The organism is Ensifer sp. (assembly GCF_031989085.1).
Taxonomy (GTDB): domain Bacteria; phylum Pseudomonadota; class Alphaproteobacteria; order Rhizobiales; family Rhizobiaceae; genus Ensifer.
Genome location: NZ_DALZXU010000001.1, coordinates 1,105,598 through 1,128,536 on the forward strand (window position 1 = coordinate 1,105,598; position 22,939 = coordinate 1,128,536).

The 22,939-nt window shown below is 62.6% G+C and carries 22 protein-coding genes; 17 read left to right on the forward strand and 5 right to left on the reverse strand.

Annotation, left to right across the window (positions count from 1 at the left end):
• Positions 1–32 precede the first annotated feature (32 nt).
• The 8 genes from rpoZ (at position 33) to era (ending at position 6,853) form a co-directional block, all read left to right on the forward strand.
• Positions 33–440, forward strand: a complete 408-nt coding sequence (gene rpoZ, locus RTP54_RS05355; protein ID WP_025426382.1) for a DNA-directed RNA polymerase subunit omega — start codon at positions 33–35, stop codon at positions 438–440.
• Between the two features lie 103 nt (positions 441–543).
• Positions 544–2,769 carry a RelA/SpoT family protein gene (locus tag RTP54_RS05360; RefSeq protein WP_112811804.1) on the forward strand — a complete coding sequence of 742 codons (2,226 nt, stop codon included), beginning with the start codon at positions 544–546 and terminating at the stop codon, positions 2,767–2,769.
• Positions 2,770–2,969: 200 nt separating this feature from the next.
• On the forward strand, positions 2,970–3,122 hold the full coding sequence (locus tag RTP54_RS05365) for a DUF3563 family protein (protein WP_065787305.1): 153 nt from the start codon (positions 2,970–2,972) through the stop codon (positions 3,120–3,122).
• A gap of 213 nt (positions 3,123–3,335) precedes the next feature.
• On the forward strand, positions 3,336–3,869 hold the full coding sequence (locus RTP54_RS05370) for a DUF2062 domain-containing protein (protein ID WP_409517089.1): 534 nt from the start codon (positions 3,336–3,338) through the stop codon (positions 3,867–3,869).
• Positions 3,866–4,285 carry a holo-ACP synthase gene (gene acpS, locus RTP54_RS05375; RefSeq protein WP_312361437.1) on the forward strand — a complete coding sequence of 140 codons (420 nt, stop codon included), beginning with the start codon at positions 3,866–3,868 and terminating at the stop codon, positions 4,283–4,285. Before RTP54_RS05370 ends, acpS begins: the two co-directional genes overlap by 4 nt.
• A gap of 170 nt (positions 4,286–4,455) precedes the next feature.
• Entirely contained in the window at positions 4,456–5,199 is a 744-nt protein-coding gene (gene lepB, locus RTP54_RS05380; RefSeq protein WP_112811811.1) for a signal peptidase I, read from the forward strand.
• Positions 5,199–5,915: a ribonuclease III gene (gene rnc / locus RTP54_RS05385; RefSeq protein WP_112811801.1), complete on the forward strand. Its 717-nt coding sequence runs from the start codon at positions 5,199–5,201 to the stop codon at positions 5,913–5,915. Before lepB ends, rnc begins: the two co-directional genes overlap by 1 nt.
• Positions 5,916–5,923: 8 nt before the next feature.
• Positions 5,924–6,853 carry a GTPase Era gene (gene era / locus RTP54_RS05390; protein WP_112811810.1) on the forward strand — a complete coding sequence of 310 codons (930 nt, stop codon included), beginning with the start codon at positions 5,924–5,926 and terminating at the stop codon, positions 6,851–6,853.
• A gap of 71 nt (positions 6,854–6,924) precedes the next feature.
• On the opposite strand, the gene RTP54_RS05395 is transcribed toward era, so the two are convergent.
• Entirely contained in the window at positions 6,925–7,902 is a 978-nt protein-coding gene (locus tag RTP54_RS05395; RefSeq protein ID WP_312361440.1) for a glycerophosphodiester phosphodiesterase family protein, read from the reverse strand.
• A 171-nt stretch (positions 7,903–8,073) separates the two neighbouring features.
• Here RTP54_RS05395 and RTP54_RS05400 point away from each other — a divergent pair, with 171 nt between their 5' ends.
• From RTP54_RS05400 to RTP54_RS05415, 4 genes are all read left to right on the forward strand, one after another.
• The gene (locus tag RTP54_RS05400; protein WP_312361442.1) at positions 8,074–9,114 is read left to right on the forward strand and encodes a glutathione S-transferase family protein; all 1,041 of its coding nucleotides are present in this window, start codon (positions 8,074–8,076) and stop codon (positions 9,112–9,114) included.
• A 292-nt stretch (positions 9,115–9,406) separates the two neighbouring features.
• Positions 9,407–10,663: an SAM-dependent methyltransferase gene (locus RTP54_RS05405; RefSeq protein WP_112817518.1), complete on the forward strand. Its 1,257-nt coding sequence runs from the start codon at positions 9,407–9,409 to the stop codon at positions 10,661–10,663.
• A gap of 167 nt (positions 10,664–10,830) precedes the next feature.
• Positions 10,831–13,137, forward strand: a complete 2,307-nt coding sequence (locus tag RTP54_RS05410) for a Tex family protein (protein ID WP_112817519.1) — start codon at positions 10,831–10,833, stop codon at positions 13,135–13,137.
• A 404-nt stretch (positions 13,138–13,541) separates the two neighbouring features.
• On the forward strand, positions 13,542–13,859 hold the full coding sequence (locus tag RTP54_RS05415) for a hypothetical protein (RefSeq protein WP_112811796.1): 318 nt from the start codon (positions 13,542–13,544) through the stop codon (positions 13,857–13,859).
• 87 nt (positions 13,860–13,946) lie between these two features.
• Here RTP54_RS05415 and rkpK read toward each other — a convergent pair whose 3' ends face one another.
• The 3 genes from rkpK to RTP54_RS05430 all read right to left on the reverse strand — a co-directional run bounded on the left by rkpK (position 13,947) and on the right by RTP54_RS05430 (position 16,750).
• Positions 13,947–15,260 carry a UDP-glucose 6-dehydrogenase gene (gene rkpK / locus RTP54_RS05420; protein WP_112832643.1) on the reverse strand — a complete coding sequence of 438 codons (1,314 nt, stop codon included), beginning with the start codon at positions 15,258–15,260 and terminating at the stop codon, positions 13,947–13,949.
• Between the two features lie 65 nt (positions 15,261–15,325).
• Positions 15,326–16,348, reverse strand: a complete 1,023-nt coding sequence (locus RTP54_RS05425; RefSeq protein WP_312361445.1) for an NAD-dependent epimerase — start codon at positions 16,346–16,348, stop codon at positions 15,326–15,328.
• A 69-nt stretch (positions 16,349–16,417) separates the two neighbouring features.
• Positions 16,418–16,750 (reverse strand): ArsR/SmtB family transcription factor, encoded by a 333-nt coding sequence (locus tag RTP54_RS05430; protein ID WP_112810077.1) that lies wholly within the window; start codon positions 16,748–16,750, stop codon positions 16,418–16,420.
• Positions 16,751–16,799: 49 nt separating this feature from the next.
• On the opposite strand from RTP54_RS05430, the gene RTP54_RS05435 reads away from it, so the two are divergent.
• Both RTP54_RS05435 and RTP54_RS05440 read left to right on the forward strand, forming a co-directional pair.
• Entirely contained in the window at positions 16,800–17,282 is a 483-nt protein-coding gene (locus tag RTP54_RS05435; protein WP_112810076.1) for an SRPBCC domain-containing protein, read from the forward strand.
• A gap of 13 nt (positions 17,283–17,295) precedes the next feature.
• Positions 17,296–17,652, forward strand: a complete 357-nt coding sequence (locus RTP54_RS05440; RefSeq protein WP_112810075.1) for a hypothetical protein — start codon at positions 17,296–17,298, stop codon at positions 17,650–17,652.
• A 16-nt stretch (positions 17,653–17,668) separates the two neighbouring features.
• Here RTP54_RS05440 and RTP54_RS05445 read toward each other — a convergent pair whose 3' ends face one another.
• Positions 17,669–18,406 carry a L,D-transpeptidase gene (locus tag RTP54_RS05445; protein ID WP_162704378.1) on the reverse strand — a complete coding sequence of 246 codons (738 nt, stop codon included), beginning with the start codon at positions 18,404–18,406 and terminating at the stop codon, positions 17,669–17,671.
• Positions 18,407–18,653: 247 nt separating this feature from the next.
• On the opposite strand from RTP54_RS05445, the gene recO reads away from it, so the two are divergent.
• From recO to RTP54_RS05460, 3 genes are all read left to right on the forward strand, one after another.
• Positions 18,654–19,400, forward strand: a complete 747-nt coding sequence (recO, locus tag RTP54_RS05450) for a DNA repair protein RecO (RefSeq protein WP_112810103.1) — start codon at positions 18,654–18,656, stop codon at positions 19,398–19,400.
• 14 nt (positions 19,401–19,414) lie between these two features.
• Complete coding sequence (locus RTP54_RS05455) at positions 19,415–19,924, forward strand: PaaI family thioesterase (protein ID WP_312361449.1); 510 nt, start codon at positions 19,415–19,417, stop codon at positions 19,922–19,924.
• A 190-nt stretch (positions 19,925–20,114) separates the two neighbouring features.
• Positions 20,115–22,937, forward strand: a complete 2,823-nt coding sequence (locus RTP54_RS05460; protein ID WP_312361450.1) for a DUF2339 domain-containing protein — start codon at positions 20,115–20,117, stop codon at positions 22,935–22,937.
• Positions 22,938–22,939 lie beyond the last annotated feature (2 nt).

Below are 22,939 nucleotides of genomic sequence, written 5' to 3' on the forward strand. Positions count from 1 at the left end.
ATCGCCGCGCTTTGAGCCCAAAAGGACAGGCAATGGCCCGCGTCACCGTCGAAGATTGCATTGACAAGGTCGACAACCGTTTCGAACTCGTGCTGCTCGCCAGCCACCGCGCCCGCCTGATCTCGCAAGGCGCAGCCATCACCATTGATCGCGACAATGACAAGAACCCTGTCGTTGCGCTCCGCGAAATCGCGGACGAAACCCTTTCGCCCGGCGACCTCAAGGAAGACCTGATCCATTCGCTGCAGAAGCATGTCGAAGTGGACGAGCCCGAGCCCGATCCGGCTTCGCTGGTTCAGGCCGATGCCGATACGACTTTTGCCGAGACGGCGGAAGACGACGATCAGCCGGAAGCAATCACCTTCGACCGCATGTCGGAAGAAGAACTGCTTGCCGGTATCGAGGGCCTCGTGCCCCCGGAAAAGAGCGACGACTACTGAGATCCGTAACGGAACAAACGTTCCCGCGTGTTATCAAAGCAGTGCGCCACTCGTATGATTGGCGCACTTTTTTTATTGTCTTTTGCCACGGAGCCGCCCGCGAATGATGCGCCAATACGAGCTCGTTGAGCGCGTTCAGAAGTACAAGCCCGACGTCAATGAAGCCCTGTTGAACAAGGCTTACGTCTACGCCATGCAGAAGCATGGGCAGCAGAAGCGGGCAAGCGGCGACCCCTATATTTCCCATCCGCTCGAAGTGGCGGCGATCCTGACCGAGATGCACCTCGATGAATCGACGATCGCGGTCGCGCTTCTGCACGACACGATCGAGGATACGACCGCCACACGGCAGGAGATCGACGATCTCTTCGGCGAAGACATCGGCGCGCTCGTCGAGGGTCTGACCAAGATCAAGAAGCTCGATCTGGTCACCAAGAAAGCCAAGCAGGCGGAAAACCTGCGAAAGCTGCTGCTGGCGATTTCCGACGACGTGCGCGTTCTCCTGGTCAAGCTTGCCGATCGCCTGCACAATATGCGCACGCTCGACCATATGACGGCCGAGAAGCGGGCGCGTATCTCCGAAGAGACGATGGACATCTATGCGCCGCTCGCCGGCCGCATGGGTATGCAGGATATGCGCGAGGAGCTGGAAAACCTCTCCTTCCGCCATATCAATCCGGAAGCCTTCGAAACCGTAACCCGTCGCCTGGAAGAGCTGTCCGAGCGCAACGAGGGCCTGATCAAGAAGATCGAGGACGAGTTGACCGAGCTGCTGCAGACCGAAGGGTTGAAGGGTGCTCAGGTCAAGGGCCGTCAGAAGAAGCCCTATTCGGTCTTCCGCAAGATGCAGTCGAAGTCGCTGTCGTTCGAGCAACTGTCCGACGTCTGGGGCTTTCGCATCGTCGTTGACGACATTCCCTCGTGCTATCGCGCTCTCGGCATCGTGCACACGCGCTGGCGGGTCGTGCCGGGGCGCTTCAAGGATTACATCTCGACCCCGAAGCAGAACGACTACCAGTCGATCCACACGACCATCGTCGGCCCTTCGCGCCAGCGCATCGAGCTGCAGATCCGCACGCGGCGGATGAACGATATCGCCGAATACGGCATCGCCGCCCATTCGCTTTACAAGGACGGTGAGGGGGCATCGACCGAGACGGCGCTGTCGCCGACATCGAATGCCTATTCCTGGCTCAGGCGCACGATTGAATCTCTGGCCGAGGGCGACAACCCGGAAGAGTTTCTCGAGCACACCAAACTCGAGCTCTTTCAGGACCAGGTGTTCTGCTTCACGCCGAAGGGGCAGCTGATCGCGCTACCGCGCGGCGCTACGCCGATCGATTTCGCCTATGCCGTCCACACCAACATCGGCGACACCTGCGTCGGCGCCAAGATCAACGGCCGCATCATGCCGCTGGTGACCCGCCTCAACAACGGCGACGAAGTGGAGATCATCCGCTCCGGCATCCAGGTGCCGCCACCGGCCTGGGAAGAGATCGTGGTGACCGGCAAGGCGCGCTCTGCCATCCGGCGTGCAACGCGAGCTGCCATCCGCAAGCAATATGCCGGCCTCGGCTACCGCATTCTCGAGCGCACGTTCGAGCGGGCGAGCAAGACCTTCTCGCGTGAGGCGTTGAAGCCGGCGCTGCATCGACTCGGTCACAAGGAGGTCGAGGATGCGATCGCGTCGGTCGGCCGTGGCGAACTGTCGTCGCTCGACGTGCTGCGCGCCGTCTTCCCCGACCACCAGGATGAGCGCGTCACCGTCAAGCCGAACGCGGACGATGGCTGGTTCAACATGCGCAGTGCCGCCGGCATGGTGTTCAAGCTGCCGGGCCGGTCTAAGGAGCCGGGCGAGCCTTCGCAGGCGGAAGGTCCGGAAGCGCTGCCGATCCGTGGGCTCTCGGGCAATGCCGGCGTGCATTTCAGTGCTGCGGGTGCCGTCCCCGGCGACCGCATCGTCGGGATCATGGACAAGGACAAGGGCATCACCATCTATCCGATCCAGTCGCCGATCCTGCAGAAGTTCGACGAAGAGCCGGAGCGCTGGATCGACGTTCGCTGGGACCTGGATGAAGCCAACAGCAGCCGCTTCATGGCGCGCATCGCCATCAGCGCCTTGAACGAGCCCGGTACGCTGGCGGAAGTCGCCCAGTCGATCGCCACCAGCGATGTTAACATCCGTTCGCTCTCCATGGGGCGGGTAGCAGCCGATTTCAGCGAGCTGCAGTTTGATCTCGAGGTCTGGGATCTCCGGCAGCTGAACCATCTGATCACTCAATTGAAGGAATTGCCGAGCATTTCCACGGTCAAGCGCCTCTTCGAGTAAGGGGCGCTTGTCGGTGCAATGCGTCTTCCCGGCCGCGGCAACGCGTCTGCTTTGCGCAGTTGCCTGGAAATCAGGCAGGTTCTGCTCTTAAAATCAGCCAGGCATGCTTTGCGTGCATGGCTGCTGTCTTTTCCTGGCTCTGGTGGAACAGGAACCTCTAAACTATCTTCTGGATCGGGAGGTAAACGAAGAGGTTTGCCATGTTTAATCAGTTGAAGAAGATCACCCGCGCTCTGCGCGTTGCCACTCAGGAAGAGCGCGAGCTCGCCTATCTCAATGGCTCGGTCGACCGTATCGACCTCGAATATCGCCAGCGCCAGATCGATCGCGGCCTGTTCCGTAACGGCTACTAAGCTGCTGCTTTTCCCGCATGATGGTGGGAATAGCGAGCCATGCGCCAAGCGAATGGCTCGTCCGGATGGCCACATCGCCGGTCAGCGGGTTGCAAGCAGAGGGCATGACGCCTATCTTGCGGCCTTTCAACAGGCGGACACGCCGTCTTGCGCCGACTGGCGGTTTCAAGATGCGGTCATGACGGCATAATGTTATTCAGACGTAGAAAACCGGTGACGATCTCCGAAAGGCTTCGCGCGCTTGTCTGGCCACGCAAGGGGTTTCGGCGTGGCCCGCGTTACATGGCGCTGCGTATTCTGCGCCTTTCGTCGTCGCCGCACTCGATCGCTGTCGGCGTTGCGGCAGGGGCCGCATCCTCGTTCACGCCCTTCTTCGGGCTGCATATCGTCATCGCAGTCGCGCTCGCTTCGGTTTTCTCCGGCAACCTGCTGGCCGCAGCCATTACCACCGCGCTTGCCAACCCTGTGACGATCCCCATGATCCTGACCGCGTCCTACGAGCTCGGGACCGCCATCATGGGCCCGCAGGGTTCCAGCGTCGCGACCAGCGCCGATGTCGCGCACATGATCGAGCACCTCGAATTTTCCGCTCTATGGGGCCCTGTGTTCAAGCCGATGCTGGTCGGCTCGCTCCCGCTTGCCGCCGCCGGCGCCCTGATCTTTTATCCCCTGGCCTATCAGGCGGCCCGTCTCTTCCAGTCTCGCCGGCAGCGAGCCCGCTCGCCCGGGGCAAGGTCCACATCATGATCATCGGCATCGGCAGCGACCTCATCGACATCAGGCGGATCGAAAATTCGCTGTCGCGCTTCGGCGAGCGTTTCGTCAAGCGCTGCTTCACGGACGTCGAGATTGCCAAATCCGAAGGCCGCAAGAACCGGGCGGCCTCCTATGCCAAGCGTTTCGCAGCCAAGGAAGCCTGTTCCAAGGCGCTTGGCACCGGAATAGCGCATGGCGTCTTCTGGAAGGACATGGGCGTCATCAATTTGCCCGGCGGCAAGCCGACGATGCATTTGAGCGGTGGCGCTGCCGAAAGGCTTAAGGCGATGATGCCCGGGGGGTATCGCGCGGCGATCCATCTGACGATCACCGACGATTTTCCGCTGGCGCAGGCCTTCGTGATTATCGAGGCACTCCCCGTTGCTCCGCCAGAGGGAACGGTTTAGAGCATTCCGTTGAGAAAATCGGGCATGCCCGTCCGCAACGACGCCGGCGCCCTCGCGGAACAGATTTTTTTGCGCATGCTCCGCCCTTAAGGCTGGAACAGAATGTGCGAACGACAGTTGATTGGGCGGCACGCTTCGAGTGCGCGCCGATGACAAAGGAAAACAGCAGCGTGGCAGAAAAGACAGAAGCGAAGCAGAGCGGTCTCTGGGAGAATGTGAAGGTCATCATCCAGGCGCTGCTCCTGGCCGTAGTCATTCGCACCGTCTTCTTTCAACCCTTCACCATTCCGTCAGGCTCGATGATGCCGACGCTGCTTGTCGGCGACTACATCTTCGTCAACAAGTTCGCCTACGGTTATTCCAAGTACTCTCTGCCGTTCTCGCCTGACCTGTTTTCGGGCCGCATCTTCGCAAGCGAACCCGAGCGCGGTGACATCGTCGTTTTCCGCTTCCCGCCCAATCCCGATATCGACTACATCAAGCGCCTGGTCGGCCTTCCCGGTGATCGCATTCAGGTTCGCAACAGCATTCTCTATGTCAACGACAAGCCGATCGAGCGCGCGCCTGACGGCGCCTTCCGCGCCGACGACCAGTACGACACCGGTGGCGACGTGCCTGTCTACCGCGAAACGATGGACAACGGCGTGTCCTACGACACGCTCGATCAGTTCCCCGATTCGCGTGGCGACAACACCCGCGAGTTCATCGTGCCCGAAGGCCATTACTTCATGATGGGCGACAACCGCGACAATTCGGCCGACAGCCGCTTCGACGTCGGCTTCGTGCCCGCTGAAAACCTGGTCGGCCGCGCCAGCCTGATCTTCTTCTCGCTCGGCAACGACACCTCGTTCCGCGAGATCTGGAAGTGGCCGGCGAACCTGCGCTACGACCGCCTGTTCAAGGCGGTCGAATGATGAAGGCGCGGTCGCTGAGCGCGGAGGATCGGGCCAAGCTCGAGGCCGTGATTGGCTATCAGTTCAGCGAGAAGGAGCGGCTGGATCGGGCACTGACCCATTCCAGCGCCCGCAATGCCAAGGGGTCGAACTACCAGCGGCTCGAGTTCCTCGGGGACCGGGTACTTGGGCTTTGCATCTCCGAACTGCTGTTCCAGACATTTCGCGATGCCAACGAAGGCGAGCTTTCGGTGAGGCTGAACCAGCTCGTCAGCGCCGAAAGCTGCGCCCAGGTCGCCGACGACCTGGAGCTGCACCAGTTTATCCGCACCGGTTCCGACGTGAAGAAAATCACCGGAAAGGCGATGATGAATGTGCGCGCCGATGTGGTAGAGTCGCTGATCGCCGCCATCTATCTCGACGGCGGGCTCGAGGCGGCGCGTTCGTTCGTGCTGCGTCACTGGAAAGAGCGTGCGACCCGCGCCGATGGCGCCCGTCGTGATGCCAAGACCGAATTGCAGGAATGGGCGCACGCCAAGTTTGGCATCGCGCCGGCATACCGGACGGACGATCGCTCCGGCCCCGACCACGATCCGCGCTTCACCGTGACCGTTGAGGTCGGGGGCGTAGCACCCGAGACGGGGACGGATCGATCCAAGCGCGGCGCCGAGCAGGTGGCCGCGACGAAATTATTGGAACGCGAAGGCGTGTGGCGGAAAAACTCCGCCGGAAATTGACGGAAAACATGACGGATATGGAAAAAGATACGGCCGCTGAAAGCGCGCCGACACACTCGGGTTTCGTGGCGCTGATCGGCGCCACCAATGCCGGCAAGTCGACCCTGGTCAACCGCCTCGTCGGTGCGAAGGTTTCGATCGTCAGCCACAAGGTACAGACGACCCGGGCGATCGTGCGCGGCATTGCCATCCACGACAACGCACAGATCGTGTTCATGGACACGCCCGGCATCTTCAAGCCGCGGCGCCGGCTCGACCGGGCCATGGTGACGACGGCCTGGGGCGGCGCCAAGGATGCCGATGTGATCATGCTGTTGATCGACAGCGAGCGCGGCCTGAAGGGGGATGCGGAAACGATCCTGCAAGGCCTGAAGGAAGTCCACCAGCCGAAGATCCTGGTCTTGAACAAGATCGACCAGGTGCGGCCGGAGGATCTGCTGAAGCTAGCGGCAGCGGCCAACGAGACAATCCAGTTCGAGCGCACCTTCATGATCTCGGCGCTGACCGGCTCCGGCTGCAAGGACCTGATGGATTATCTCGCCGAAAAGCTGCCGGAAGGTCCCTGGTATTATCCCGAGGACCAGATCTCCGACCTGCCGATGCGTCAGCTCGCTGCCGAAATCACCCGCGAGAAGCTGTTCCTGCGTCTGCACCAGGAGCTTCCCTATGCATCGCATGTGGAAACCGAGAAGTGGGAAGAGCGCAAGGACGGATCCGTTCGCATCGAACAGGTGATCTACGTCGAGCGTGAAAGCCAGAAGAAGATCGCGCTCGGCAAGAACGGCGACGCGATCAAGGCGATCTCCACCGCATCGCGCAAGGAAATCTCCGAGATTCTCGAGCAGCCGGTGCACCTCTTCCTGTTCGTCAAGGTTCGGGAAAACTGGGGCGACGATCCCGAGCGTTTCCGCGAAATGGGTCTCGAATTCCCGCGCTGATCGCGCGTTTTTGAAGCTGCATTGACGCCGCCCGCCAGCATTGCTGGCGGGCGGTCTTGTTTCAAGGGTGATCAAAGCGCCTGCTGCCTCTTTGCCAGCAGCGGACCGATCGTTTCGGCGCGGTTTGTCCACACGTAGCCCGAGAAAGTCTCCGGCACCAATTCGAGATCCTCCGGCCTGTCGATGCCCGTGGTGAAGTCGCCGCCGGCATAGGGGCCGAACAGGATCACGTCGCTGCCAGCCGATTTCATCCGCTGGGCAAAGCGGTCTGGCCAGCCCCAGAGCCAGGGTGCGTAGTTGCCCGGAACGACCACCAGCGTGTTCTGGCAGGCGGCCGGAACGATGCCGGTCCAGCCATAGGCAGCATAGCGGGTGAGGCAGCCGACCGCGGATTCCCGGTCGTAACCTCGCATGCCTTCCACCAGTTTCAGCGTCTCCCGTGTCGGCCGGTCGCCCCCATAGACCCCGAAGACGGCATTGCGCCACTCAGGCCGCGCTTGAAGGAGGGCCGCGAGCGCCGTGCCTTCCTCGGCGCGGCGGCTCTTGAAATTGACAAGGAACTGGCGATCGGGCAGGGCGGCAAAGACCTCCTCGAGCGTCGGCATCTGGCCGATGCCCTTGCCGCGGAACGGAAATGTCTTGCCGCCGTCGGCCGTGTAGCCGTGGCCGATATCAAGGGTCTTCAACACCGGCATCGGCGTTTCCTCGGTGACGCCCTTGCCTTCGGTGCGGCAGTCGAGCGTCCAGTCGTGGAAGACGGCGAACTGGCGATCGGGGGTCAGGTGGATGTCGAGCTCGACCACGGCAGCGCCGGCATCGAAGGCGGCCTGCATCGAGGCGATGGTGTTCTCGAGATAACCGTGCCGCGGTTGTTCGATGATATCCGCCGTGCACGTATCTTTGCCGACATCAGCCTTCGGATAGGTCTGGTGAATGCCGCGGTGGGCGAGAATTTTAGGCGCGCCTGCGGGCGGGTTTGCCAGCAGGGATGTGTTCAGAAGCCAGACGACGGCGGCGAACAGGGCGGTGATGACGGCGAATCTCTTCATTCGGTTTCTCCCTCTTTGCACCGGATTGCTCGACATTGTGGCGCCAGGATGGTGTTGCGCGCCCCGCGTGTGGTCGTCGATTTGCGAACGATCTGTCACCCCACGGTCGAATTGACCGGTTTGCGCGCGCGTGAGAGGGATTGGCGTCCCATGAGGTTCAGGAGAAAAGTCATGCCGCAACTCGTCGATGGAAAATGGGTGAAGGGCGACGTTGCCGCGAGCGAGATGAAGGGGGGAGCCTTCCACCGCGAGCCGACCCGTTTTCGCAGCTGGATCACGGCCGATGGCAGCCCGGGCCCACAGGGGCAGCCGGGGCTTCCGGCAGAAGCGGGACGCTACCGGCTTTTCGTCTCCTATCTCTGCCCTTGGGCGTCGCGCACGATCGCCTTTCGCAATCTGAAAGGACTTCAGGACATCGTCGGGCTGACGGTCTCGAGCCCCGTTCTCGGAGAGGACGGCTGGGTCTATGGCGCACCCGTGGACGCCGGTCCTCGCATCGGCAAGATCCGCTATCACCACGAACTCTATACGGCGAGCGATGCCGGTTACACGGGCAAGGTATCCGTCCCCGTTCTCTGGGATATGCAGGAAGGCCGCATCGTCAACAACGAATCCGCCGACATCATCCGCATCCTGAACACGGCCTTCGACGGCTTGACCGGCAATCGCCTCGATTTCTATCCGCAGGCGCTGCGCGCCGAGATCGATCGCTGGAACGATCCGATCTACGAGCGCGTCAACAACGGCGTCTATCGCGCGGGCTTCGCCAAGACCCAGGGCGCCTATGATGACGCCGTCGCCAGCCTGTTCGACATGCTCGACGAACTCGAGCGCCATCTGACAGCCAATCGCTACATCGCCGGCGAACATCTGACCGAGGCCGACATCCGCCTGCTCGTGACGTTGGTCCGGTTTGATGCCGCCTATCACGGCGTCTTCAAGTGCAACATCCGCCGGATCGAGGATTATCCGGCGCTCTCCAACTATCTGAGAGAAATCTACCAATGGCCGGGGATTGCCGAGACGGTGCGCATCGACCACATCAAGCAAGGCTATTACGGCATCGCGCACGTCAATCCCACGCGGATCGTGCCAGCCGGTCCGATGCTCGATTTCTCCCGGCCGCATGATCGGGATGCTTTGCCAGGCCGCGGCGTCGTCGGTGCTGACGCTACCAATTTACTAAGCAAACAAATCTTTGAGGGCGCATAAAGAGCCCATTGCCAATCGATCGAAGCTTACTACGTTAGTGTAAGTTCTGATGGATTGGAGCCCGATGGCGGCTGACCTGACGACGTTCCGATAGCGCGCGCACGAGGAGCGCGACATGCTTTCCGGAAGCCGTGAGGCGACGCCCGCGCCGGTTATTACCGCTTCCGGACAGACGTCGCGCGGTGCGCCACATATCGTGTCACGCCGCATCGTCCTTCGAAGCACCGGTAGAACCGAGAGCGTAGCTGCACTTTTCGCCAGGACGCAGGTGTCCGTTTGGCAGAGGTTGGCTATGAATGCGGCATTGTTGAACATGCTTCGCCGTCTGGTGCGCAAAGGCAATCTGACGGTGTTTTTCTCCGGCGGCGAAGAGCTTATTCTGGGTGACGGCTCGGGAAAGCCGACGACGATCCGCATCGCAGATCCAGAGGCCGAAAAGGCGATCGCCATCGATCCGAGCCTGCGCTTCGGCGAGCTTTACATGGACGGACGGGTGGTTATCGACGACGGCGACATCTTCGATGTCATCACGATTGCCAAGCTGAACGGGATGGAGCACGCCGCGACCCTGCCAAACATGCTGGTCGCTTTGCAGCATGTCTTGCGCCAGCAGGTGAAGAGCCGAATGCCGGTCAATCGAAACCGGCACAATGTCGCCCATCACTATGACCTCGATCGCAAGCTCTTCAATCTCTTTCTCGACGATGACTGGCAATACTCCTGCGCCTATTTCGAGCCGCCGGGTATCTCGCTCGACGAGGCACAGCTCGCCAAGAAGCGCCATATCGCCGCCAAGCTGCTGCTCGAGCCCGGGCAGAAGGTGCTGGAGATCGGCTCCGGCTGGGGCGGCATGGCGATGTACCTGGCCGAATCCTCCGGTGTGGAGGTGACAGGCATCACGCTGAGCGAGGAGCAACTGAAGATCTCGCGCGAGCGCGCAGCCAAGCGCGGCCTCTCCGATCGTGTCCGCTTCGAGCTCCAGGATTACCGGACGATGCAGGGGCGGCAATTCGATCGCATCGTCTCGGTGGGTATGTTCGAGCATGTCGGCATCGGCAATTACGGCCGGTTCTTTCGCAAGATCAAGGAGCTTTTGAAGCCGGAAGGTGTGATGCTGCTGCACTCCATCGGGCAGGTCTACAAGCCCTGGGCAACCAATCCCTGGATCGAGAAATACATTTTTCCCGGCGGTTACATTCCCGCACTCTCTGAAGTTCTGCCGTCGGTGGAAAGGACGCGTCTTCTGGTCAAGGATGTCGAGATCCTGCCGATGCACTATGCCTGGACATTGCGGGCATGGAGGCAGCGCTTCCTGGCGCGGCGCGACGAGGTGGTGAAGCTGTTCGACGAGCGCTTCTTCCGCATGTGGGAGTTCTATCTCGCCGCGTCCGAAGCCGCCTTTCTGTATGACAAGCACTTCATCTTCCAGCTGCAGTTGTCACCGTCGCTTGAGGCGGTGCCCTTCGCGCGCGGCTACATCGAGGCGAAAGAGCGCGAGCTGATCGAATTCGAGAAGACCCGCCCGCCGCTCGAGCCGGTCGATATCTGAAATCTGACACCTACCCCGTCAGAAGGCACCCGCGCTTCGACGGCCCCGGCCGTGCCCCAGGGGGCACGTCTTCTGTGGAGTTCCGGTTTTGCCGCGCAGGCCTTCACTTGGCCTTGAAGAGCTGCGCCTTTATGGTCGCGACTGAAAACAGGAAAGACGGATCCCCCATGGCCAGCCCAGCAAAACCCATCGCCGCCATCATTGCCAGCGAGATCAAGGCATCGACCTCCCAGGTTGTCGCCGCCGTCGAACTGCTCGATGAGGGCGCGACCGTGCCGTTTATCGCGCGCTACCGCAAGGAAGTGACCGGCGGGCTGGACGATACGCAATTGCGCACGCTGGCCGAGCGCCTGACCTATCTGCGCGAACTGGAGGCAAGACGGGGTTCGATCATCGAATCCATCCGCGGGCAGGGCAAGCTGACCGACGAACTCGAAGCCAAGATCGCGGCAGTCGGCACCAAGGCCGAGCTCGAGGATATCTATCTGCCCTACAAGCCGAAGCGGCGGACCAAGGCGGAAATCGCCAGGGAACGTGGCCTCGGCCCTCTTGCGGAGGCGATCGTCGCCGACCGGACCATCGCGCCCGCCGATCGCGCCACGGCATATCTGACGGCGGATGTGCCCGACGTGAAGACGGCTCTCGACGGTGCCCGCGACATCATCGCCGAAGGCATGACCGAGAACGCCGACCTGCTCGGCCGTCTGCGTAGCCACATGAAGGGGGCGGCATTCCTCAGGGCGAAGGTGGTCGACGGCAAGCAGGAGGCGGGCGCCAAGTTCTCCGACTATTTCGACCACACCGAGCGTTGGGCGACGACACCGGGCCACCGGGCGCTCGCCATGCTGCGCGGCTGGAACGAAGAGGTGCTGAGCGTCGATATCGTCGTCGACCAGGACGACACGTCTCCGGTCAAGCCGGTCGAGCGGATGATCGCAGCCGCCTACACGGTCGGCGGCCATCTGCCGGGCGACAAGTGGCTGTCGGAGGTCATCGGCTGGACCTGGCGGGTGAAACTGTCGATGTCCCTTTCGCTCGACCTGATGCGCGAGTTGCGCGAGCGGGCGGAAGAAGAGGCTATCCACGTCTTTGCCCGCAACCTCAAGGATCTGTTGCTGGCCGCGCCGGCCGGATCGCGCGCCACGATGGGGCTCGATCCGGGCATCCGAACCGGGGTCAAGGTTGCCATCGTCGATGGCACCGGAAAATTGCTGGAGACGACCACCGTCTATCCGTTCCCGCCGAAGAACGACGTGCGCGGCACGCAGGCCGAACTGGCCTCGCTGATTCGCAAGCACAAGGTCGAGCTGATCGCGATCGGCAACGGCACCGGCAGCCGCGAGACTGAAAAACTGGTCGCGGACATGCTGGCGCAATTGCCGGCGCCGAAGCCGACCAAGGTTATCGTTTCGGAGGCCGGCGCATCGGTCTATTCCGCATCCGAGACTGCCGCTCTCGAATTTCCCGGCCTCGACGTCTCGCTGCGCGGCGCGGTGTCGATCGCGCGGCGCCTGCAGGATCCGCTTGCCGAACTCGTCAAGATCGAGCCGAAATCGATCGGCGTCGGCCAGTATCAGCATGATGTCGACCAGTCGAAGCTCAGCCGTTCGCTGGATGCGGTGGTCGAAGACGCCGTGAACGCGGTCGGCGTCGATGTGAATACGGCGTCCGCACCGCTGCTTGCCCGTGTCTCCGGTCTCGGAAAGTCATCGGCGGAAGCGATCGTCGCGCACCGAGATGCCGCAGGTCCCTTTGCCAGCCGCAAGGATCTGCTGAAGGTCGCCCGTCTCGGCGCGCGCACTTTCGAGCAGTGCGCCGGCTTCCTGCGCATTCCCGATGGCAAGGAGCCGCTCGATGCGTCTTCCGTCCATCCGGAAGCCTATGGCGTCGCCAAGAAGATCGTCGCTGCCTGCGGGCGGGATGTTCGTTCGCTGATGGGGGACAGTGCGGCGCTGCAAAAACTCGACCCGCGCGTGTTCGTCGACGAGCGTTTTGGTCTGCCGACGGTCAAGGACATTCTGGCCGAACTCGAAAAGCCCGGCCGCGACCCGCGCCCGAGCTTCAAGACCGCGACTTTTGCCGAGGGAATCGATGACATCAAGGACCTGAAGGTCGGCATGCAGCTCGAAGGCACGGTCACCAACGTCGCCGCTTTCGGCGCCTTCGTCGATATTGGCGTGCACCAGGACGGTCTCGTCCATGTCTCGCAGCTGGCCGACCGGTTCGTGAAGGATCCGCACGAGGTGGTCAAGGCTGGCGACGTCGTCAAGGTGAGGGTCACCGAGGTCGACGTGCCGCGCAAGCGCATCGGCCTGACCATGCGCAAGGACGGTGCCGACGCGGGTCGTGAGCCCAGGGCAGCTGCGCCCAACAACGGCAATCGCGGCGCACCCGCCCGCCCGCAAAAACAGCCGCAGCAACCCGCGCAAGGCGCCTTCGGGGCTGCGCTCATGGAAGCGATGAAGCGCAAGTGATTGTGCCATTGTACCGCGCGGCCAGACGGGCGCACGGTACCGGAGCGCTCGGGTGCGTTTCCGATTTGGACGCAAAGACGGAAACGCTCCCGTCTCTGTCTTACGCATCTCTTGGCCGAAAACCGCTCCGCACTTTGCCTGAAAGTGCCCTGAGTTGCCTCGTCAAAGCCTTTGCTCGCACCCGACCTGCGCGCCCGTGCCTTAGCCCGGAAGTCGTAGCGGAACCGGGCAACTCTCTATGAATTAGGTAATTGTAATATATGGGTGGCGCCGCCATACTGACGATGTGGCGGCACATGTACCGTGTCGCGAGCAAGTGCCGATCATAACAATGCCGGTCTACGGCGGACGAGGTCAGCGGAAACTCCTTTTCCGCCGGGTTTCCCGGCCAAAGGTGGTGCGTCATGCAACGCAATGTGATCCGTGTCCTCGCTCGAGCCGTCATGTTGGCGGCCGCAGTGACGGCGCATCCAAACCCTGCCGCTTCGCAAGTCGCGGCCAGCTGCGCCCAGCGATCGGAAGTGATTGAATTTCTGTTGCGACAGTATCAGGAAAGGCCGGCGGGGATCGGATTGATCAACCCGCATGCGGTGATGGAGTTTTACGCCGCCGACAGCGGCACCTGGACCCTCGTCGTCACGGATGTCAACGGTCGAAGCTGCGTCGTTCTCGCGGGCAAGAGCTGGGAGGTCCTGCCGCCCCAGCCGGTGCCAAAGGCCTGAAGCGCGTGTGCTGCAAGCCTGTTACCGGCGATGATCGGTGGCTATTGCCGGGCAGGGCGCCCGGCAAACATTTCCCGTTGACGGGTGTTACTGCGGTCGTCCGACGCTGGCATAGGCAAAGCCATGCTTTGCCACCTCGTCCGGACGGTAGATGTTCCTGAGATCGACCAGGACCGGTTCCTTCATCACCGACTTCAGCCGCCGGAAATCGAGCGCGCGGAACTCGTTCCATTCGGTCACGATCACCAGCACGTCGGCTTCCGTCGCGGCCTCATAGGGATCCTTGGCATAGTCCATGCCCTCGATCAGCTTGCGGGCGTTGTCCATGCCCTCGGGATCGTAGCCGACGACGTGGGCGCCGGCGTCCTGTAGCGTCTGGACCACGGTGATGGCAGGGCTGTCGCGCATGTCGTCGGTGTTCGGCTTGAAGGTGAGGCCGAGCACGGCGACCTTGCGCCCGCGCACGTCGCCGCCGGCCGCCGCGATCACCTTGCGGCCCATGGCACGCTTGCGGTTGTCGTTGATGGCGACGGTGGTCTCGACGAGGCGCACCGGGCTGTCGAAGTCCTGCGCGGTCTTGACCAGCGCCAGCGTGTCCTTCGGAAAGCAGGAGCCGCCATAGCCGGGACCCGCATGCAGGAACTTGCCGCCGATGCGGCCATCGAGGCCGATGCCACGGGCCACGTCCTGGACGTTGGCATCGACCTTCTCGCAGAGGTCGGCCATCTCGTTGATGAAGGTGATCTTCATCGCCAGGAACGCGTTGCCGGCATATTTGATCAGCTCGGAGGTGCGCCGCGAGGTGAAGACCAGCGGTGCCTGGTTGAGGTAGAGCGGGCGGTAGACCTCGGTCATGACGTCGCGGGCGCGACCGTCATCGTCGGCAAGGCCGATAACGATGCGGTCGGGCCGCTTGAAGTCCTCGATCGCTGCACCTTCGCGCAGGAATTCCGGATTGGAGACGACGGCGAAATCGGCGTTGGGATTGGTTTCGCGGATGATGCGCTCGACCTCGTCGCCGGTGCCGACCGGGACCGTCGACTTCGTCACGATCACCGTAAAGCCCTTGAGGTTGACGGCAATCTCGCGGGCTGCGGCATAGACGTAGGAAAGGTCGGCATGGCCGTCGCCGCGCCGCGACGGCGTGCCGACGGCGATGAAGATCACGTCGCTGTCGGCCACCGCCGAAACGAGATCCGTGGTAAACGACAACCGGCCGGACTGGACGTTGCTGGCGACAAGCTGCTCGAGGCCCGGTTCGAAGATCGGGATATGCCCCTGCATCAGCGCATCGATCTTGCTTTCGTCCTTGTCGAGACAGACCACGTCATGGCCGAAATCGGCAAAACACACACCCGATACAAGGCCGACGTAGCCGGCGCCGATCATCGTGACTTTCATCTGCTCTTCCTTTTGTTGCGAGAGCTTCGCCCATGCAGAACACCGTCGGCGGCAGACGCCGCCGATCAGGCCTTTACAGCACGACCGTAATATTCGTCATACCATGCCGCAAAGCGCGAGACGCCATCGTCCACCGAAATCGACGGCTTGAAATCGGTGAGCGCCTCCAGCAGATCCGGCGACGCATAGGTGCGCGGCACGTCGCCCTGCTGCATAGGCAGCATGTTGCGAAGCGCCGGACGGCCGACGGCCTTTTCGATCGTCTCGATGAAGGTCATCAGTTCGACCGGCTGGCCGCCGCCGATGTTGACCACGCGGAACGGCGCCTGCAGCGACAGCGTGTCCGCGGCCTTTTCGGATGGCACCCGGTTTTCCTCGGAGGGAACGACATGGGAGAGCCGCAGGATGCCTTCGACCAGATCGTCGATATAGGTGAAGTCGCGGCTCATGCGGCCTTCGCCGTAGATGTCGATAGGCCTGTCGTTGTGGATGGCATCGATGAACTTGAACAGCGCCATGTCAGGCCTGCCCCACGGGCCGTAGACCGTGAAGAAACGGAAGGCAGTCGTCGGCACCTTGTAGAGATGGGCGTAGCTGTGCGCCATCAGCTCCATCGATTTCTTCGTCGCCGCATAGATCGTCATCGGTTCGTCGGCGCGGTCGGTCTCGGCGAACGGGACCTTCTCGTTTGCGCCGTAGATCGATGAGGTCGAGGCCAGCATCAGGTGCTTCGGGCCAATTTCGCGCGCCAGCTCCAGCATGTTCCAGGAGCCGATGAGGTTGGAATCGACATAGGCCTTGGGGTTTTCGAGGCTGTAGCGGACGCCCGCCTGGGCGGCCAGGTGGATGATGACTTCGGGCTCGGCAAGCTCTGCCGCACGGTTCAGCGCGTCGCGATCCTCCAGCATGCCGACAACAGCCTTGAAGCCGTTCGAACGGGCGAGGATCGCGTGCCGCTGTTCCTTGAGCGTCACGTCGTAATAGGGCGTCATGCCGTCGAAACCGACGACGAAATGTCCCTCGTCGATCAGGCGCTTGGCAAGGTGAAAACCGATGAAGCCGGCCGTGCCGGTGATGAGGTAGCGCAAGACGATATCCCCAGATTGCGTTGTCGCGCGTTCATACGAAGAAAGCGGGGCGATGGAAAGCCGAAACCGTTACTCCGGGACGCGGTCCAGCCCTTGCTGCAGGGCGGACAGGATCGACATCGCCTGGCCGGCATACTGGCTGATCCAGCGATTGTGGATGGCCTGGATCGGCATGGCGTTCAAGTGGTTCCAGCGCTCGCGGCCCTCGCGTTGGACGATCACGAGATCGGCCTCCTCGAGGACTTTCAGGTGCTGCATCACGGTGCAGCGGTCGAGGCTGGAAAACTGCTCGCAGAGCATGCCGGTCGTCTGCGCCTTGTTCTTGAGCGCATCGAGGATCTGCCGGCGCAGGCCGTTGGCGAGTGCCTTGAAAACGAGGTCGTCTTTCGAATCGGTTGACATGTTATATTTCTATAACATATGCTGTGTCAGCACAATGGGAGAAGAGGTCATGTCTTTCGAGTTTCGCGTGAATGGGCGCATCGACCGGCCTGTCGCCGAGGTCTTCGATGCCGTCGTCAACCCGGATCAGATCAGCAAGTACTTCGTGACGCTCGGCGGGGTCAGCGGCCCGCTGGTCGCCGGCAGCACTGTGACGTGGTGGGGCAACGTGCCGATCGAGGTCGAGACGGTGGAGCCCCCCGAGCGCATCGTCTTTCGCTGGGATGCCATGGTGGAGAAGGGGGAGGAGCCGTACCGCACCAATGTCGAAATGCGCTTCAAGGCGCTCGATGACGGTGCGACCATGGTGACGATCGCCGAGACCGGCTGGCGCGAGAACGCCCGCGGCCAGAAGAGTTCATACATGAATTGCGAAGGGTGGTCGCAGATGCTGGCCTGCATGAAGGCCTGGCTCGAATACGGCATCAACCTGCGCCAGGGATATTACGTCAGCGAGTTGTCCGGGCAGCCGGCTACGGAATCAGGGATTTAAGGGAGGTCACGCAATGGCAATGACAGGTGGTATCAATATCGCGATGAAAGTGCCTTCGCATCAGTACGAGGCGGTTGTAGCCTTTTACCGCGATACAGTGGGTCTCGAGCCCTTCGACGAGAAGGCGCCGGCCAAGGGCTTTATCCTCGGTCCCAACCGGCTCTGGATCGACGAAGCGCCGAACTTCAGCCAGGCCGAGGTATGGCTCGAGCTCTTCACCGACGACCATGAGGCAGCGCTCGGCGGACTTGCCGAAAAAGGGGTCGTGCGCTGCGATGCGGTGGAGGACCTTGGCGAAGGCTTTCGCGGCGGCTGGATCATGAACCCGGCCAACATCGTACACATGGTGCGAACGCCGGACGCCTGGTAGGCGCCCGGCATCGAGATCAATACATCAGCGGTTCGCCGGCGTTTGCCGGTGTCGACATCGGGGCAAGCATCTCGTTCACCGGTGCTTCCGCCTGAAGCACGACGACGCGCGAATCCTTCGGCACGCGGTTGTAGAGGTCGATGATATCGGGGTTGAAGAGCCGGATGCAGCCACTCGAAACCGCCTTGCCGATCGACCAGGCCTCGGTGGTGCCGTGGATACGAAACAGGGTGTCCCGGTCGCCCTGGAAGAGGTAGAGCGCGCGCGGCCCGAGCGGGTTGCGCACGCCCGGTTCCATGCCGCCGGCAAGCGGGCCGTAACGCTCCGGTTCGCGCGCGACCATGCTGGACGTGGGCGTCCAGCGCGGCCATTCGGCCTTGCGGCCAATGCGCGCCTCGCCTTCGAATTCGAGACCTGCCTTGCCAACGCCGATGCCGTAACGCATTGCCATGCCGCCGTCCTGAACGAGGTAGAGGAAGCGGTTCTGGGTGTCGATCACGATCGTGCCCGGCGGCTCATGCGTCGCATAGGCGACCTGCTGGCGCAGATAGCGGGTATCGACCTTGCTGATGTCGATGGCATCGAGCGGAAACTTCTCATCCGGCTTCGGTCCGTACATCGCGACATAGTAGGGATCGGGTCCCTTCGGCTTCGCCGGTCCGCCGCTGGTCACGCAGCCTGCGAGCGTGGCGGTGGCAAGAAGAAGGGCGAAGAGCTGCGCCAAGCGGCCGGCGCTGTTCCGGGACACACACATAATCGGATCAATATTCCTGCTGATTGCATTTCATGAAGGAGCGGACGTTGCCGCCGTGTAGTGCCGTTCTAACGCCGAACATGGCCTCGGGTGGGCGCGAATGTGGCAAAAAAGAGGCAATCGGTGTGTGTGGCGACGAGTGTAGCCGAAAGGCGACAGTTGCAAGCTGAGCGAAAAGCCGCCGTCGTCGACGCCCGACGGGCTTCATTGCTTGATCCTCTTTCCATCGCGGGTGTATGCCTTTTCCATGCAATGGAGCGATCAGGCCATCATTCTCGGGATCAGGCGGCACGGCGAAAGCTCTGCCATCGCCGAAGTCATGACCGCGTCCCGCGGCCGGCATCTCGGCATGGTCCGGTCCGGTCGTTCGCGCGCCATGCAGCCCGTCCTGCAGCCGGGAAACACAGTCGAATTGACGTGGCGGGCGCGGCTCGACGAGCACATGGGCGAGTTCCGCATCGAACCGCTCGAACTGCGCGCAGCAAGGCTGATGGAGGCGGCGACGTCGGTCTATGGCATCCAGGCGCTGGGCGCGCTTCTGCGCCTGCTGCCGGAGCGCGATCCGCATCCCCATCTCTACGAGGCGCTCGCGGTCATCGTCGACCATCTGGAAGATCCGGCCGATGCCGGCGAGCTCTTCGTCCGCTTCGAGCTCGCCGTCCTGAACGACCTCGGTTTCGGGCTTGACCTGACCGAGTGTGTGGCGACCGGCGTGCGCGAAGATCTTGCCTATGTCTCGCCGAAGTCGGGAAGGGCGGTCTGTCGGGCGGCCGGTACGCCCTATGCCGACCGCATGCTGGCACTGCCGGAATTTCTAGCACTCGAGGCGCGACGTGCGGCCGATCATGACAGCCTTGCCGCCGCCTTTCGGTTGACGGCCTTCTTCCTCAACCGCCATGTCTATGAGCCGCGCGGCCTCAAGGTCTCGTCCGCGCGCGATGGTTTCGTCAACGCCGCGCTGAAGGCATTGAAGCCTTCCTCATCCGCCGCGTGAGCAAGGAGCATTCGATGTATCAAGAGCTTTTTCCCGGCATGCCGGTGTCGGGCATCGGCGTGCTGCCGCTCGATCGTGTCGCCCGCGACGGGGGCCTCAAGGTGATGCAGGATCTCTTGAAAGGTGACCTGCCGGCGCCGCCGATGTCGGCGACGCTGAAGTTCGGCCTGACCGAGGTCGAGGAAGGGCGCGTGGTTTTCAAGGGACTGCCGACCGAGGAGCATCTGAACCCGCTCGGAACCGTGCATGGCGGCTGGACGGCAACGGTAATGGATTCGGCGCTTGGCTGCGCCGTCTTCACCACCCTGAAGCCGGGCGAGGGGTACACCACCGTCGAATTCAAGGTGAACCTGGTGCGGCCCCTGCTTCCCGGCATGGGTGAGGTCTTCTGCGAAGGCAAGATCGTCCACCGCGGCCGAACCATCGCGACATCGGAGGCCTGGCTGCGCGACGCGCGTGGCAAGCTGTTGGCGCATGGTACTGAAACCTGTGCGATTTTCCCGATCGACAATCTGCGCCGATAACGGCGGATCGCAGCGGTCCCGTCCGCCGGTTGGATGATCGTCGGACGCCCGCGCCCGTCATCGGGCGCGACAACAGAATTTATCCATTTGCGCGAAGAGATCTGGGTGCTCAACCGTCTATGCCTTTGGCGGCCGTGCAAATATCTGTATGGTCGCGCTCGGCTCGACAATTGCGCTGCCAGGGGAAAACATGATTGAACTGATTGCCTTAGTCGCGTTTGCTCTGGCGCTCTCCGCCTTCGTCAGGGGGCGTCAGACCGCGGAACGGTTGGACAGCGAAGTCACCGCGCTCAAGAAAGAAATCGCGCGGCTGAGCGCTTCGGGGCTTGCACCGTCGGACGGTGCCGTTGCCTCGCTCGAGGCGGCTGCAAATGCCGATGCTTCCGCCGAGACGACGATCGAAGACGACGAGAGCGTCGAAGGTCTATCGGCAAGCGCACGGGAAGGCGCAAGGATCTTCGGCGATGCCGAAGCGCCGCAACCGGAAAGCACGGCCGACGAGGTGTTGGCGGCACGTGCCGAGGCAGACCCCGTCGCCGTGGAGCAACCGAGCCCGAAGGAGAGCCTCGAAAGCCGCCTCGGCGCGCGCTGGGCGGTCTGGGTCGGCGGTATTGCGCTCGCGCTCGGCGGCGTCTTCATGGTCAAGTATTCGATCGACGCCGGCCTCCTGAGCCCCGCAGTCCGGCTGACGCTCGCAGCCCTCTTCGGGCTGCTTCTGGCCGCGGGCGGAGAAGTCATTCGCCGTCGCGCAGTACCAGTCATCGCCAACGAATTCCAGAACGCGATGATCCCCGGCATTCTCACGGCCGCCGGTGCCGTTACGCTTTTCGGTGTCGCCTATGCGGCCTACGACATCTATGGCTACATCGGCACGACGACGGCCTTCGTCCTGCTGGCGTTGATTTCGCTTGCGACCGTCGGTCTGTCGCTGCTGCACGGGCAGGCGCTGGCGGGCCTTGGCCTGCTCGCCTCGCTGGTCACGCCGCTCCTGGTCTCCAGTGATGCGCCGCGCCCCTGGGTTCTCTTCGGCTTCCTGTCGATTGTCTGGCTGGCGACGCTTTTGGCGTCGCGTTTGCGGCGCTGGATGGTGGTGCCGACGCTTGCCAATGTCGGCATCGGGCTCTGGGGGCTTGCCTATGTCACTGCCGTCTCGCCCTTCGAGGCGATGCCTGTCGCCTTCGCGCTCTTGGTGATGCTCCTGGGTGTCGGTTTCGTTTGGCCCGGCGCCGAAACGGATGCGCCCGATGCGCCGCTGCCGACGCCGACGAACCGCCCGGTTGTCGTCGCAGGCGCATGGGAGAAGCTGTTTACGCCGGCCTATGCGGCAATCAGCGTGTCTGCAGCCATTGTCGCGACCGTTCTGGCGCTGATCTTCATCAGCCCGGCGGTCAGCGCCGTGAGCTATCCCGTCAAGGAGTTCTTCGTCGTCATCGCGGCGCTGGCAGCCCTTGGCGCCTGGCGGACGAATGGCGTCTATCCCGCACTTCTGGCTGCCCTCGGTGCGATCGCCGGCATCGCCAGCCTGACGGCACTGAGCGGCGTGCTTGCCTATCTCGATCCTTCGCTTGCGGGTGTCTCGCCTGAGATCGTTCTTCCGAGCCGGACCGCGACCCTGACGGCGCTGCTGCTGGCAACACTGTTCGTGCTGTTCGGTGCGGCGGTTTTTGCCCGGCACCTGCGCGAACATCCGCAATTCGCCATCCTGTGGGCCGGCATTGCTGCCGCCGTTCCGGTTGCTCTGACGACGATGTCGTTCCTGATGACCGGCAACTACGCCTTCGACCTGCCGCACGGCCTCTATTCGCTCGTCGTCGGCGGCGGTCTGCTGGTGCTTGCGGATTGGCTCTATCGTCGCGATGGCGAAACTGAAGGCATTGATATCGCTGCGAGCCTTCTTGTCGGCGGCTCCTTCGCGCTGTTCGTCATTGCCTTGCACGCCTGGACCGAAGGCCTTGCGACCACGCTGGCGATCGCGCTGCTCGGGACCGCCTATGCGGTTGCGACCCGTGTTCGCACCTGGCCGATCCTGCCCTGGGTCACCGGAGCGGCAGCGCTCGTCGTTCTCGGTCGCATCGCCTGGGAGCCGACGATCGTCGGCACTGAAAACCTCGGCACAATGCCGGTCTTCAACGCGTTGTTGCCGGGCTACGGCATTCCGGCGCTGCTGCTCGTCGCGTCCGCCTATCTCGTCCGCTCCTGGCCGGACGCGCGGGTGCGCAACCTGTTGCAGGCGCTGGCAAGCCTTTTCGTGCTGCTGACGCTGGCGATCCTCGTCCGCCATGCCATGAACGGCGGCGTGCTGGACAGCGCAGTGCCCACGCTCGGCGAACAGTCGATCTATACCTTGCTGGCGATCGGCGCTTCCGGCGTGTTCATGACGCTTGACATGAAGTCGCCAAGTCCGGTCTTCCGCTATGGCGGGATGGCGCTCGGCGTCCTCTCGATGCTGTCGGTGTTGTCGGCGCATCTCTTCGGGCTCAATCCCTATTTCAGCGGCGAGTTGCTCGGGCGCATTCCGTTCTTCGACCTGCTGTTGATCGGCTATCTCCTGCCTGGTGTCGGCTATGCCGCTCTCGCCTGGTATGCCCGCGACAAGCGCCCGCTGCCCTATGTCATGGCGCTCGCCGTCAGCGGCGCGATCCTTGCCTTCGCCTGGGCGACGCTTTCGGTCCGGCGCCTCTGGCAGGGCGAAAACGTCGCCGACTGGAAGGGTTTCCTGCAGGGCGAGACCTACACCTACTCCGTCGTCTGGCTGGTGCTCGGCGTCGTTCTGTTGGTGCTCGGTTCGCGCTTCAATGCCAAAAGCATTCGCATCGCCTCGGCCGTCCTCGTCTTCATCGCCGTGCTGAAGGTCTTCCTGATCGACATGTCCAATCTCGAAGGCTTCCTGCGTGCGTTGTCGTTTATCGGTCTCGGTGGCGTCCTGATCGGCATCGGACTGTTTTACCAGAAGATCCTGTCGGGCGTCGGCGTGACGCGGCAGCCGTCTGCCGTGCCCACGCAGCCACAATAGGA